Source organism: Fructilactobacillus ixorae (assembly GCF_024029915.1).
In the GTDB taxonomy this organism is placed as follows: Bacteria; Bacillota; Bacilli; order Lactobacillales; family Lactobacillaceae; genus Fructilactobacillus; species Fructilactobacillus ixorae.
The window spans coordinates 873,419-887,554 of record NZ_CP097478.1 but is presented as its reverse complement, the minus strand read 5'-3'; the positions used below and the strand labels follow the sequence as shown (position 1 = coordinate 887,554).

The following is a 14,136-nucleotide window of genomic DNA, read 5'->3' as shown; positions in this document are numbered from 1 at the left end:
TCTTTGAGGGAATACCCTTTATCTTTTCCTATAATGTTGTATAATAGGTGTAAAGATACTTTGGTGTTTATCAAAGGACGTCTTACGAAAATCATAGGAGGGTTTCATAATGGCAAAAGAACATTACGAAAGAACAAAGCCCCACGTTAATATTGGTACTATTGGCCATATTGACCACGGGAAGACTACTTTAACTGCAGCAATTTCAAAAGTATTGTCAGAAAAAGGGTTGGCAAAAGCCGAAGACTTCTCTGATATCGATGCTGCTCCAGAAGAAAAAGAACGTGGTATTACTATTAATACTGCCCACATCGAATACGAAACTGAAAAGCGTCACTACGCTCATATCGATGCTCCTGGACACGCCGATTATGTTAAAAACATGATTACTGGTGCTGCTCAAATGGATGGTGCAATCTTAGTTGTTGCCGCAACTGATGGTCCAATGCCACAAACTCGTGAACACATCTTGTTAGCTAAACAAGTTGGAGTTGATCACATTATCGTCTTCTTAAACAAGACTGACATGGTGGATGATGACGAACTGATTGACTTAGTTGAAATGGAAGTTCGTGAACTACTGTCAGAATACGGTTACGATGGTGACAACGTTCCAGTTATTCGTGGTTCTGCTTTGAAGGCCTTAAACGGGGACAAAGAAGCTCAAGAACAAATTATGAAGTTGATGGACACTGTTGACGAGTACATCCCAACTCCTGACCGGGAAGAAGACAAACCATTCTTGATGCCAATTGAAGATGTATTTACGATCACTGGTCGTGGTACTGTTGCTTCAGGTCGTATCGATCGTGGTACTGTTAAAGTCGGTGACGAAGTTGAAATCGTTGGGTTAGTTCCTGATATCATTAAGACGACGGTTACTGGACTTGAAATGTTCCGTAAAACGCTTGACCTTGGTGAAGCTGGGGACAACGTTGGTGCCTTACTTCGTGGTGTTAACCGTGACCAAGTGGTTCGTGGACAGGTGCTTGCTGCCCCTGGTTCAGTTAAGACTCACGAAAAGTTCACTGCCGAAGTGTACATCATGACCAAAGAAGAAGGTGGACGTCACACTCCATTCTTCTCAAACTACCGTCCGCAATTCTACTTCCACACTACTGATGTTACTGGTGTGATCGAATTAGACAAGGACAAAGAAATGGTTATGCCTGGTGATAACGTTACGTTCCACGTTGAATTAACGAAACCAGTTGCCATTGAAAAAGGAACTAAGTTCACTATTCGTGAAGGTGGACACACTGTTGGTGCCGGTACTGTTACTGAAATCGACGACTAATTGTTCCTACGTAAAAGGGTCGAAGACAAGGTCTTCGGCCTTTTTATATTGGCGGTAAATGTTTACATTTAGGGATGGATACGTTAGAATAGGAACGTATCTTAATTACTTGAAGAAACGTTCGTTTTTTCATGTTGGAGGAATATAAATGGCAGAGTGGAAAAAAAAAGAAGCAAATAAAGGTGAATTAACGTTCGAAATTGGTCCTGATCAAATTAAATCAGGATTAGACCAAGCCTTTCAAAAGAACAAAAAAAACTTGAATGTTCCTGGATTTCGGAAGGGAAAAGTTTCCCGTCAAGTTTTTGATCAAATGTACGGTGAAGAAGCTTTATATCAAGATGCCTTAAACATTGTGCTTCCTGAAGCATACGCTGGTGCCGTTGCTGACGCTGGCATCGATGCCGTTGGTCAACCCCAAATTAGCGTTGAATCAATGGAAAAAGGGAAACCATGGGTATTAAAAGCAGAAGTAAGTGTGAAGCCAGAAGTTAAACTGGGTCAATACAAGGGCGTTTCCGTTCCCAAGCAAAACACCCGGGTTTACAAAAAAGACGTTGATGCTAAGTTAGATTCATTACGGCAAAGCCAAGCCGAATTAGTGTTAGTTGATCGTCCGGCTAAAGAAGGCGACACGGTTACCATTGATTTTGATGGATCCGTTGATGGGGAGCACTTTGAAGGTGGCAAAGCCAATAACTACGCCTTAGAATTAGGGTCTGGTTCCTTTATCCCCGGTTTCGAAGACCAACTGATTGGTCACAAGGCTGGCGATGAAGTCCAAGTTAAGGTTACGTTCCCAACTGATTACCAACAAAATGATTTAGCTGGAAAAGAAGCGCTCTTTGCTACCAAAGTCCATGAAGTTAAGGAAAAACAACTACCGAACCTGGACGATGAATTTGCCAAGGACGTTGATGAAGATGTTGATACCCTTGACGAATTGAAAGAAAAAACGAAAAAAGAACTCAAGGAACAAAAAGAAGCTAGTGCTCACGATACGGTGCAAAACGATGCCATCAAGGCCGCCGTTCAAAACGCTACGGTTGAAGATATCCCACAAGCTATGTTGGATGAAGACATCCAACGGCAAATGGATCAGTACCTAGCTGGAATTCAACAACAAGGGATTTCTGCTGACATGTACTTCAAGTTAACGGGGACGAGCCAAGCTGACCTGAAGAAACAGTTTGAAGCCGGGGCACCAGAACGGGTTAAAACGAGCTTAGTCTTAGAAGCCATTGTTAAGGCAGAAAAGATTGAACCCACTGATGAAGAAGTAGCACAACAAGTTAAAGACCTTGCGGAACAATACGGAATGAAAGAAGCAGCTGTCCGCGGGGCATTATCTGATGACATGTTGAAACATGACATTGCGATTGAAAAAGCAGTTGATTTGGTAACTGATAGTGCCAACCAAGTTGCTGAAACTGATAGTAACGATGATGACCAGGACAACAACTAGTTCGGCTGGTTACGGGAAAAAGATCATGTTGATGGCTATTCAACATGGTCTTTTTGTATAAACAAACCTTTTTGCAAGCCCCGGGCTTTATGGTATAGTTTGAAAGGTACTTTTTTTGACTTAGATGAACAATTAATGAAGAAGTAAGGGGACAGAATCATGTTTGATGACGACGAAAATAACAAAGCGGTTCGCTGTTCATTCTGTGGCAAAACTCAGGATCAGGTTAAGAAAATTGTGGCTGGTCCCGGTGTGTACATTTGTAATGAATGCATTGATTTGTGCGAACAAATTATTAGTGACGAGCTTCGTAATCAAGGTGGTAGTGAGGACATTAACGTGTTAACGCCACAGGAAATCGTGGAGCGGTTAGATGACTACGTAATTGGACAAACGGAAGCGAAAAAGACCCTCGCGGTGGCGGTCTACAATCACTACTTACGGATTAAGGATCTCGACCACGATGAAGCCGAAGACACTGATGGCGAGCAAGCGGCTTATCAAGCGGTAGAAGCCGACACCGAGATTCAAAAGAGTAACATTTGTATGATTGGGTCAACCGGGTCGGGAAAGACCTACATTGCCCAAACCCTAGCTAACATTATCAACGTTCCCTTTGCAATTGCGGATGCAACGACGTTAACGGAAGCCGGATACGTCGGCGAAGACGTAGAAAACATTCTGCTGAAATTATTGCAGAACGCCGATTTTGACGTGGAACGAGCCGAAAAGGGCATCATTTATATCGATGAAATTGATAAAATTGCCAAGAAAAGTGAGAATGTCTCCATCACCCGGGATGTTTCCGGGGAAGGAGTGCAACAATCCCTCCTGAAGATTTTGGAAGGGACGGTTGCTAACGTGCCCCCAAAGGGCGGGCGGAAAAATCCCCAACAGGAATTTATTAAGATTGATACCAAGAACATCTTATTTATCGTTGGGGGGGCGTTCCCAGGCATCCAAAACATCGTCAAGCAACGCCTTGGAGATCAAACTATCGGGTTTGGCTCGAAGCACCATGAAGTTCTAAAGGAAAGTGATGATGAGCTCATGCAGCAAGTTATCCCAGAGGACCTCATGAAGTTTGGGTTAATTCCAGAATTCATCGGTCGGTTACCAATTCTAACGGCCTTAAACAAGCTTGATGAACACGACCTAATCCGGATTCTGACTGAACCTAAAAACGCCTTAGTTAAGCAGTATCAAAAGCTGTTGGCACTACAAGGGGTTAAGTTAACCTTTGAAAAGCCAGCCCTTCAAGAAATGGCCCAGGAAGCAATTAGCCGTAACACCGGGGCCCGGGGGTTGCGCTCGATTATTGAAAGCGTGATGCGCGATATTATGTTTATCATTCCGAGTCGTGATGACATTGCCGAAGTAATCGTAACCAAAGCCACGGTTGTGAACCATTCGGAACCAAAGCTAGTTTTAAAAGCAAAGGTGAAGGAGTCTGCCGGAAAGGACCATGCAGATGAAAGTAACTGATGTTGAATTAACCATCAGTGCGGTTGATCCGAAGCAGTATCCCACGACGGGCTACCCGGAAATTGGGTTTTTAGGTCGGTCGAACGTGGGTAAATCCTCTTTGACGAACGTGCTGATGAATCGAAAGGATTTTGCGCATACCTCTGGGCAACCGGGAAAAACGCAGACCTTAAATTTTTATGCGATTAACCAGGAACTCTACTTTGTAGATGTTCCCGGTTATGGCTATGCTAAGGTATCTAAGCAGGAACGGGAAAAGTGGGCTACCATGATTGAAACCTATTTGACCCAACGGAAAACCCTCCGCGGGGTCATTAATTTGATTGATGGTCGGCACCGTCCGAGTGACTATGATCTCCAAATGCGTGATTGGCTGGATTTTTATCACATTCCAGTTTTATACGTTGCCACTAAAGTAGATAAGCTTCCGAAGAGCAAGATTGCTCAGCAAAAACAGTTACTGCGGCGCGAGTTGGAACTCGAAGCGGAGGAACCGCTGGTGATGTTTTCCGCTAAAACCAAGGTCGGTCAAGCTGAAATTGAAGCGTGGATTACTCAACAAATTCAATCAGCAAGCCAATGAAGGACCCCATAAAAGGTGGTCATGCCATTGATTCAGTTTTTAAGGATTTATTCCGATATTCAATCGGGGTAAGTCCTTTTTTGTTGCCTGAAGGTTAAGCCACCAGTTTTAACGGAAATTAGGAAAAAGCGGCGCTTTTCACAATTTTACATTGCAATGAAATATTACACAGTAGTATAATAAAAGGTGTAAATAATGCAACCACACTTGCAATCATGCCACCCCTTGATTGAAATAAAAAACCGGTTAACGATTGTTAACTAGTAAAAGGAGAAATCATGGCAACCGATCGAAGAATTTTAAAAACCCAAGCTGCCATTGAAGCAAGCTTTAAACATCTATTGGAAACGAATGATTTAGAGCACATTACCATTAAAATGATTTGCGATGAAGCCAACATTGGAAGAAAAACGTTTTACCTGCACTTTTCGGATAAGTACGAGCTGATGGACCAGTTCTTAAACCACTACCTAGAGGACCTATTTGCGGCCTGTCAGGATTTAGAGATGAATAATGTAGAGGACAAAGCCCGCATCTGGGTTAATTTTTTCCAAGAAAATCAGGTTTTTTTCTCAAGTTTGTTTCAAAGTAGTGCTTCCTATCTCTTTCGCAAGAAATTTTACGAATTTACGCGAAAATCGCTCATGGACAAAGATCTCAAGCTTGATGCCACTGAAGTCGATTTTATTGACTATGGAATCGATGGCCTCATGGAAGAAGTCGTTGTGGAAAATAAATTTGCTGATTTACCGCAGCTAGCCCATAAAATTGCTGAGATTCTGCTGAAGTTTTATTAGGCAGGGTTCTTGGCAGCCGAGCTTGACAAGTCTGTGGGAACCGTCCATAATTAAAATCCTTGTGGCCAATGAATCTTAAGTCAAACAAAAAAGGGGGATTGACTATCTAGTAGTCAATCCCCTTTACTTATGGTTTTTTTTGAAGAAGCGATCATGACGTTCTGCTTCGGCATCACGATCTTCGGTTTCGTCTTTTTTTAAATAATCACTGCGCTGATTATTTTTTGGATTAATCTTGGCAAATTTATTCAACATTTCATCCAAATCAGCTTGTTTATTAATGTGTAAGCCCATTGCGTTCACTCCTTTTGCTCCCATGATAGCAAAAAGAGAGCTGCTTGTCATTTAGTTACTTAGGTAAGTACGGACGTTTGGTTATACAAATGAAATTAATTTATTTATAATTAAATTTGAGCACTTTTGGTTAGAAAGGAGGAACGCTAGTGGCCTCTGAACACATCGAAAATAAGTTAAAGCTCCTGCCGGAGAAGCCAGGAGTATACATTATGAAGGATCAAAACGGCAAGGTCATTTATGTCGGGAAGTCTAAGAACTTAAAGAATCGAGTCCGCTCCTATTTTAAGAGTCGGCAGACCGGTCGGCGGGCGAAGTTGGTGAAAAACATTGCTGATTACGAAACGATTATTACTGCGACCGATAAGGAATCATTTCTCCTAGAAATTACGTTGATCCAAAAGTACCGGCCGTACTATAACGTTCGGTTGAAAAACGGAACGGGCGGTTATCCGTACATTAAGATTACCAACGAAAAGGATCCGCGGATGTTGGTAACGAGCTACATTAAAAATGATAATGCTTATTACTATGGTCCGTATCCAAATGTGTACGCCGCCGATGAAACTCTGAAGTTCTTGCAAAAAATGTATCCGTTACGCCGGTGTAATGGCTATCAGGGGCGGGCGTGCTTGTATTATCACATGGATCAATGTCTCGGTGCGTGCTTCCGGGAGGTTCCAAAGTCCGAGTACCAGGCCCAGATTAAGAAGATTAAATCATTTTTAAACGGAAACGTGACGGAAGCCAAACAAATTTTGACGAAGCGCATGAACAGCGCCGCCGCCAACTTGGAGTTTGAACGGGCGGCAGAAGTGCGGGACCAGTTAAATTACATCCAGGCTACGGTCGAAAAGCAAAAAATCATTTCCCATGATTATACGCAACGCGACGTCTTTAACTTCTATGCCAACAATGGCTGGTTGTCGATTCAAGTCTTTTACATTCGCCAAGCCCGCTTGATGAAGCGCACTAAGCGCCTGTTCCCGATTTTAAGTACGCCAGAAGAAGAACTAACTAATTTTATCGTTCAGTTTTATGATCAGCAGGGGAAGGTTAAGCCGCGAGAAATTTTGGTACCAGCGGAGATTGACACGGATGTGATTACCGAACTAACTGGAATTCCAGCTCGTACCCCGGTCCGCGGTCAAAAACGAGCTTTACTCCGGATGGCGCGTGAAAATGCGAAGTATGTATTAGATGAAAAGTTCCGGTTGTTAGAAATGAACCAGAAAAAAACGGTGGGGGCCGTTAAAGAACTTAGTCAAGCGTTGCAGCTCCCGCCGGTGAACCGCATCGAAGCCTTTGACCACTCGCACATTGATGGAGCGGACCTCGTGTCGGCCCTAGTCGTTTTTGAAGCCGGGAAACCGAATAAGAACATGTACCGAAAGTATAAACTTAAGACGGTCGATCATGCGGATGAAGCGGCTAGTACCCGTGAAGTGATTCGGAGACGGTATACCCGGTTGCTCAAGGAACACGCTGAATTACCCGATCTGATTTTGATGGATGGAGGTGAGATTCAGTTAAATGCTGCCCGCGATGTCTTAGAGAATGAATTAGGCTTACAGATTCCGGTGGCTGGGATGGTAAAGAACCTGAAACATAAAACTGCTGACTTGTTGTACGGTGATAACGACCAGCACGTTGATTTAGATCCGCACAGTCAGGCCTTTTACCTCGTTCAGCGAATTCAAGACGAAGTGCACCGGTTCGCAATTAGTTTCCATCATGACTTACACAGTAAAAATTCGATGACCTCGCGATTAGATAGTATTAAAGGGGTGGGACCGAAAACTCGCAATAAACTGCTCCGCACGTTTGGGTCCATGAAAAAGATTGAGACTGCCTCGGTTGAGGAGCTACAGGCGCTTGGAATTTCTAAGACGGTGGCACAAACCATTCACTATTCATTTGCAACCCAGGTTGCGACCGGGCAGTCAGTCCTAAAATAGGTAAACACAGAACGGAGAAAATATGTTTGTAGATCAAGTTAACTTTAAAGTAAAAGCGGGGAAGGGCGGCGATGGAATGGTCGGCTTTCGGCGCGAGAAGTACGTTCCAAATGGCGGTCCCTCCGGTGGTGATGGGGGCCATGGTGGCGACGTCGTGTTTCAGGTGGATTCTGGAATGAGTACCCTGATGGACTTTAAGTATAAAAAATTGTTTAAAGCTGACAATGGTGGAAACGGCGCTAACAAAAAGATGACGGGCGCGAGTGCCGCTGATTTAGTAATCAAGGTTCCAGAAGGGACCACGGTTTATAATCAAGCCACGGAGCAACCGATCGCCGATTTAACCGAACCCGGCCAAGAAGTGGTGATTGCGCACGGTGGTCGCGGTGGACGTGGGAACGTCCACTTTGCAACGGCGCGTAATTCAGCACCAGAAATTGCTGAAAATGGCGAACCCGGCGAAGAGATGGAAGTTAGTCTCCAACTGCGATTGCTAGCTGACGTTGGTCTGGTTGGATTTCCCTCCGCAGGAAAATCGACCTTATTAAAAACGATTACCAATTCTAAACCCAAGGTCGCGCAGTATCACTTTACGACCCTAGTACCGAACCTTGGAATTGTTCAAAACGATGCGGGTAATGACTTTGTGATCGCGGATTTACCGGGATTGATTGAAGGCGCATCGCAGGGAGTCGGGCTCGGGTTTGAATTCTTGCGCCACATTCAACGGACGCGGGTGATTCTCCATGTCGTTGATATGAGTGGAGTTGAGGGTCGTGATCCATATGTAGATTACCAAAAGATTAACGCCGAGTTAGCAAATTTTGATCCGCAGTTATTGGAGCGCCCCCAGATTATCGTCGCCAGTAAAATGGATCTGCCTGAAAGTGCTGCTAATTTGCAACACTTTCAGGCAGAGTTAGCAAAACACGGTGACCACCTTGCCCGCAAAGTGGTTCCGATTTCGGCCGTAACGCATCAAGGCTTACAAATGTTGATTCGCGACACCGGCGAATTACTGGCTCAGACGCCGAAATTCCCAGTGATTGCTGCTGACGAAACGGAAGCAAGTGAGGCAACGATGTATCCGGGTCCTGAAGCCCAGGAAGCACCGTTCACCCTTCACCGTGATGAGGAAGGAACGTGGGTCATTAGTGGTCCAAAAATTGAACGGCTCTTTAAAATGACCAATACGGATCATACGCAAAGCATGATGCGGTTTACCCGTCAGATGCGCAGTATGGGAATTGATGATGCCTTGCGCGCTGCTGGAGCTCAGGATGGCGATCTTGTTCGCATTTTCGATTTTACGTTTGATTACGTAAATTAAAAAAGTAGTTAACTACCGTTAACTACTTTTTTAGCCAAAAATAAGTTGGTGCGGTTGTAAGCGATAGCCAAACAACGGTTGGGGGGCGCTTGGATTGATAAATAGTCCAAGGTGGCTTGAAAGTTGCTGGGTTCGGGCCTCAAACTGTTCGAGGGTCAACGGTTTAGTCGTGGCATCACTCGTAACTAAAAAGAGGCGCTGGGCGTGGAACTGAAGTTCAGTTACCGGCCAGAGTTCGTGCTGGATTTCGACAAAGAGGAACCGGTACGGATCAAGGTCAACCGCTGAAACGTTGAATTGGGAAAGCTTGATATGATCACCTGCTTGCTAAAGACTGGATTTAATTGGTCTTATTTTAGCACAGTTTGCGCCAGCCCTCGGGGCAATAGTATGATTAAAGCAGTTAACGAGGGATTGTAGGACTGCAACCCGCTATGATTTTTTAAGGCAAATAGGCTACAATTAGAATATGAGTTTAGGCGCTTACAGAGTTGGATGCGTCCGTAAAGGAACGGTAAAAAATATGCAGTTAGAGTTTTTTGGTACCGGAGCTGGGGTACCGGGTAAATTTAGAAACGTTTCCAGTGTGGTACTCCGCCTTCTGGATGAAGCCAATGAAGTTTGGATGTTTGATTGTGGCGAAGGCACCCAGCAACAAATTCTCCGCTCGACTTTAAAGCCACGCAAGATTAACAAAATTTTCATTACGCATTTACACGGGGATCACATTTTTGGGCTCCCAGGGCTATTGTCCAGTCGTTCGTTTCAGGGTGGCAATGAGGACTTAACCATTTATGGACCGGTCGGGATTAAACGTTACGTGCAGACGGCGTTACAAGTTAGTCAAACCCGGCTTGCATATCACATTCATTATGTGGAGCTAACCAGTCCCGGGGTGATTTTTGAAGATGCGCAATTTACGGTCAAGGCGGCTCAGTTAGACCACCAAATCGAATCCTGGGGGTTTCGAGTGGAAGAACATGACCATCCGGGTGAATTAATGGTCGACAAATTGCAAGAGCAGCATATCCCGGCGGGGCCGGTTTATGGTAAGCTTAAACTGGGACAACAGATCACGTTAGCTGATGGGCGAACCATTAATGGTCAAGACTTTATTGGAGCGCCCCAGCCCGGCCGGACGGTAACGATCCTTGGTGATACGCGCAAGACAGGCAACATCGCCGCCTTAGCAGACCACGCGGACGTTTTGGTGCATGAAAGTACGTTTGGAAAAGGGGAAGCCAAGCTCGCCCATAATTATTTCCATTCGACTAATATTCAGGCTGCCCAGACGGCGGAACAAGCCCGGGTGGGGCGGTTACTACTAACGCACATTTCCGCTCGGTATACGGCTAAAATGGCACGTGAACTGCAACAACAGGCCCAACAGATTTTTCCCCGCAGCAAGGTAGTTAAAGACTTTGATGTGATTGAGATTCCATTTCAAAAGAAGGAGTAACTGAGCATGAAAAAACAAGTTGGAGTAATTACAGCGCTAGTCCTAATCATTATCATGGCGCTCTTTGTATTGATGAACATGACGAGTACCAAGATTAATTTTGGGTTTACCACGGTCGAATTCCCCCTGATTTTGATTATTTTGGGGAGCTTATTTGTCGGAGCGATTTTGATGTTTCTCTTCTCATCGTTCTCCACGTTGAAGAAACACCGGGAATCAAAGGCGGCCACGAAGGAAATTAACGCTTTGAATAAGGAAATTTCATCCTTAAAGGATCAGCTTTTAGACCAAGATCAGGATCAGTTGGCGAACCAAAAGGCAGCTGCAGTGGCGAACCAAAATGAACAACCGACGCCGCCAACTGATTCAACCAAAAACTAGCGGGAAAGAGGGATTGTGGTGCTTTCCGCAAAATTTGATTGGAACTTAAACCAGACTCCGGTAGCGGCAGAGCAGGTAGCGGAGTTGAGTGAGACCTTCGGATTACCGAAGTTAGCAACGGAACTCCTGATCAAACGGGGGCATACCGATGCGGATGAAGTGCAACATTTTTTACATCCAGATGAGTCTGATTTACTTGATCCATGGTTGTTACACGATATGGAAACCACGGTTGAACGAATTCAAACGGCCATTGCGAATGATGAGCAAATTACGGTTTACGGGGATTATGATGCTGATGGATTAACCAGTACCGCCATTTTATACGAAACCCTCCTAGAAATGGGAGCTCGGGTAAATTATTACATTCCTAATCGGTTCGTCGATGGTTATGGTCCGAACGTGGCGGCGTTTGAAAAATTGATTAACGCGGGGACCTCGTTAATTGTAACCGTTGATAACGGAGTGGCGGGTGCCACTGCGATTGCCCGGGCACACGAGTTAGGTTGTGCAGTACTAGTCACAGATCACCACGAACTGCCAGATGAGCTGCCTCCCGCGGATGCAATCGTGCATGCGGAGCTGAGTCCCGATTATCCCTTTAAGCAGCTTTCGGGAGCTGGAATTGCCTTTAAGGTTGCCACCGCACTAATGGATGAGCTTCCCCAGGAAAAACTCGATTTAGCTGCGCTTGGAACGATTGCTGATTTGGTCTCGCTGACTGGTGAGAACCGGGCACTAGTGCAATTTGGTTTGAACGTGATTCATTTAACGGAGCGGCCCGGGCTCAAGGCCCTGGTTAAGCAAGCCAAACTAAAGCTCCCTCAGGTTGATGAAGAAAAGATTGGATTTCAAATTGCGCCCGCGTTAAATTCAATTGGCCGGATGGGGTCCGCCGCGCCCGGAATTGAATTATTAACGACGGATGACGATCAGGTGGCAACGAAGTTAGCGAAGCAAACGATGCAAACTAACGAGGAACGGAAACAGTTGGTCACGACCATCACTAAGCAAGCTGAGCAACTGGCTATAGCTCAACCTGAGCAACCCGTGTTGGTATTAGTTGGAACCGATTGGCACGAAGGCGTGCTGGGCATTGTGGCAAGTCGAATTCGGGAGCAGTTTCAAAAACCGACCTTAGTTCTGACGAACACGAAGACCGGATCTTTAAAAGGATCAGGCCGGAGTGTCCCCGGGTTTGATTTGTTTCAGGCGCTGAATCCAGAGCGCGACCTTCTAGAAGCCTTTGGTGGTCACGCCATTGCGGTTGGATTAACGCTTTCACCTGACAAGCTGACGTCCTTTAAAGAGCAATTAGCGACAACTGCGCGCAAGCAGGGGTTACAACTGGGGCAACGTGCTGAACTAATGATTGATTATGAAATTAGTCCAGATGAAATCACTCCAACGCTGTTTGCTAGTTTGCAGTTGTTGGGTCCCTTTGGGGTTGATAATCCGAAGCCAGAATTTGCGCTTCGACCTGCAACCGTAACGGGCCTCTTTGCAATTGGAGCTGGAAAAGAGCATCTCAAGTTTGACCTGGTTGGCAAGCAGCAAAAGGTGGGGGCAATTGCATTTGGCTGGGGTCCATGCCTTGGTGAATTGCGCCAACTTACTGATAATCTAAAGGTGGCGGGGACCATTGGAAAAAACGAGTTTCGTGGGCAAACGCACTTTCAGGTGATGGTAGATGATTTAGCGCCAGCTGGTCAAGTAATTGAGGACCGGCGTACGGCTAAGTTGGTGGAACAAATGTTTCAGCCCACGGCGACTTATTTATTTTTTGACCCCAAGCGTCGCGAGCAGCTGGCTACGCATCTAAACGAGCAGTCGGAGAGTCTCTTGTTTGCAGAAGCCGACTTTCAGCACAGCCAGTTTCAACACTTAGTAATTGTGGATTTTCCTGCGCAGTTGACTGACTTGCAGGCGGTTATGCAGCACGCACAAGCCGCGGTAATCACGTTATATCTGTATAAGAAACGCCGGTTGCAAGCAGAAGGAATGCCGAGTCGGGAACAATATGCTAAGTTGTTTAAGTTTTTAGCCAAGCAACCGACCTTTACGGTTCGCAATCAATTGGTTAAACTGGGGCAACAATTGCACATTGATCCTCGTGCCCTCGGGTTTATGATGCAGGTGTTTAGTGAATTAGGGTTTGTGACGATTCAGGATGGGATCGTGCACAAGGTCGCTAATCCGCCGCACCAGGCACTTACGTCAGCCACTTGTTACCAACAACGCGAAACGGCTTTACGGATGGAAAAGCAGCTGTTGGGAAGTAGTCACCAGCAACTAATGCAGTGGCTTCGTTCCCTCCGTACACATGATGAGGATTGAAAGAAGGATTAATTAATGACATTAAACTTAAAAGATTACGTAGCTAGCTATCCCGACTTTCCTGAGCCGGGCGTCTTATTTCGCGATATCTCGCCTCTGCTCGAAAACGGGGCGGCCTACCACCAAGCGACTAACCAAATTGTTGAGTATGCCAAACAGCTTAACGTTGACATGGTGGTTGGTCCAGAAGCACGCGGGTTTATCGTTGGGTGCCCGGTTGCGTACGACCTAAACATTGGCTTTGCACCAGCCCGTAAGAAGGGCAAATTACCAGGCCACACGGTCAAAGCCACCTATGGCTTGGAGTATGGTGAATCATCCTTGTACCTTCACGATGATGCCATTAAGCCTGGCCAACGAGTGCTGGTAACCGACGACTTGCTGGCAACCGGAGGGACGATTGCTGCGACCATTCAATTAGTCGAAGATCTTGGGGGCGTTGTGGCCGGAACCGCCTTTTTCGTTGAACTACTGGATTTGAAGGGGCGCGATCAGATTAAGGGTTACGACATGCTTAGTTTGATGCAATATTAACAAGACCGTTGCTATTCAGTTTGCAAAATCGTGGATTTCTGGTTATAATTGAATAGTAACATTTTGGAGAGTTGGCAGAGTGGTAATGCACCGGACTCGAAATCCGGCGAACCAAGCTTATACTTGGCGCGCAGGTTCAAATCCTGTACTCTCCTTTCTAGTCCATTTTATTTCAAGTTAAAAAGGCGTCAAACTTTGATTTGATGGGATTCTTTG

Annotated in this window: 12 protein-coding genes and 1 tRNA gene; 12 read left to right on the top strand and 1 reads right to left on the bottom strand. The window is 45.5% G+C overall.

Annotated elements, in window-relative coordinates; all coding sequences use genetic code 11:
* Window positions 1–109 precede the first annotated feature (109 nt).
* From tuf to M8332_RS04295, 5 genes are all read left to right on the top strand, one after another.
* The gene (gene tuf, locus M8332_RS04315) at window positions 110–1,297 is read left to right on the top strand and encodes an elongation factor Tu (protein WP_252779625.1); all 1,188 of its coding nucleotides are present in this window, start codon (window positions 110–112) and stop codon (window positions 1,295–1,297) included.
* Between the two features lie 148 nt (window positions 1,298–1,445).
* Window positions 1,446–2,762: a trigger factor gene (gene tig, locus M8332_RS04310; RefSeq protein ID WP_252779624.1), complete on the top strand. Its 1,317-nt coding sequence runs from the start codon at window positions 1,446–1,448 to the stop codon at window positions 2,760–2,762.
* 159 nt (window positions 2,763–2,921) lie between these two features.
* Window positions 2,922–4,247 (top strand): ATP-dependent Clp protease ATP-binding subunit ClpX, encoded by a 1,326-nt coding sequence (clpX, locus tag M8332_RS04305; RefSeq protein ID WP_252779623.1) that lies wholly within the window; start codon window positions 2,922–2,924, stop codon window positions 4,245–4,247.
* Complete coding sequence (gene yihA, locus M8332_RS04300; protein WP_252779622.1) at window positions 4,234–4,830, top strand: ribosome biogenesis GTP-binding protein YihA/YsxC; 597 nt, start codon at window positions 4,234–4,236, stop codon at window positions 4,828–4,830. The genes clpX and yihA overlap by 14 nt, the downstream gene beginning before the upstream one ends.
* Before the next feature lie 278 nt (window positions 4,831–5,108).
* Window positions 5,109–5,627 carry a TetR/AcrR family transcriptional regulator gene (locus M8332_RS04295; RefSeq protein WP_252779621.1) on the top strand — a complete coding sequence of 173 codons (519 nt, stop codon included), beginning with the start codon at window positions 5,109–5,111 and terminating at the stop codon, window positions 5,625–5,627.
* A 123-nt stretch (window positions 5,628–5,750) separates the two neighbouring features.
* On the opposite strand, the gene M8332_RS04290 is transcribed toward M8332_RS04295, so the two are convergent.
* Window positions 5,751–5,921, bottom strand: coding sequence for an SPJ_0845 family protein (locus M8332_RS04290; RefSeq protein WP_252779620.1), 171 nt, complete (start codon window positions 5,919–5,921; stop codon window positions 5,751–5,753).
* 149 nt (window positions 5,922–6,070) lie between these two features.
* Here M8332_RS04290 and uvrC point away from each other — a divergent pair, with 149 nt between their 5' ends.
* The 7 genes from uvrC to M8332_RS04255 all read left to right on the top strand — a co-directional run bounded on the left by uvrC (window position 6,071) and on the right by M8332_RS04255 (window position 14,075).
* Window positions 6,071–7,879: an excinuclease ABC subunit UvrC gene (uvrC, locus tag M8332_RS04285; protein WP_252779619.1), complete on the top strand. Its 1,809-nt coding sequence runs from the start codon at window positions 6,071–6,073 to the stop codon at window positions 7,877–7,879.
* 22 nt (window positions 7,880–7,901) lie between these two features.
* Window positions 7,902–9,209: a GTPase ObgE gene (gene obgE / locus M8332_RS04280; RefSeq protein WP_252779617.1), complete on the top strand. Its 1,308-nt coding sequence runs from the start codon at window positions 7,902–7,904 to the stop codon at window positions 9,207–9,209.
* Window positions 9,210–9,732: 523 nt separating this feature from the next.
* Entirely contained in the window at window positions 9,733–10,668 is a 936-nt protein-coding gene (rnz, locus tag M8332_RS04275) for a ribonuclease Z (RefSeq protein ID WP_252779616.1), read from the top strand.
* A gap of 6 nt (window positions 10,669–10,674) precedes the next feature.
* A complete protein-coding gene (locus M8332_RS04270; RefSeq protein WP_252779615.1) occupies window positions 10,675–11,049 on the top strand; it encodes a LapA family protein in 375 nt (124 codons plus the stop codon).
* A gap of 18 nt (window positions 11,050–11,067) precedes the next feature.
* Window positions 11,068–13,386, top strand: coding sequence for a single-stranded-DNA-specific exonuclease RecJ (gene recJ, locus M8332_RS04265; protein WP_252779614.1), 2,319 nt, complete (start codon window positions 11,068–11,070; stop codon window positions 13,384–13,386).
* A 15-nt stretch (window positions 13,387–13,401) separates the two neighbouring features.
* Complete coding sequence (locus M8332_RS04260; RefSeq protein ID WP_252779613.1) at window positions 13,402–13,920, top strand: adenine phosphoribosyltransferase; 519 nt, start codon at window positions 13,402–13,404, stop codon at window positions 13,918–13,920.
* A 65-nt stretch (window positions 13,921–13,985) separates the two neighbouring features.
* Window positions 13,986–14,075, top strand: a tRNA-Ser gene (locus M8332_RS04255).
* Window positions 14,076–14,136 lie beyond the last annotated feature (61 nt).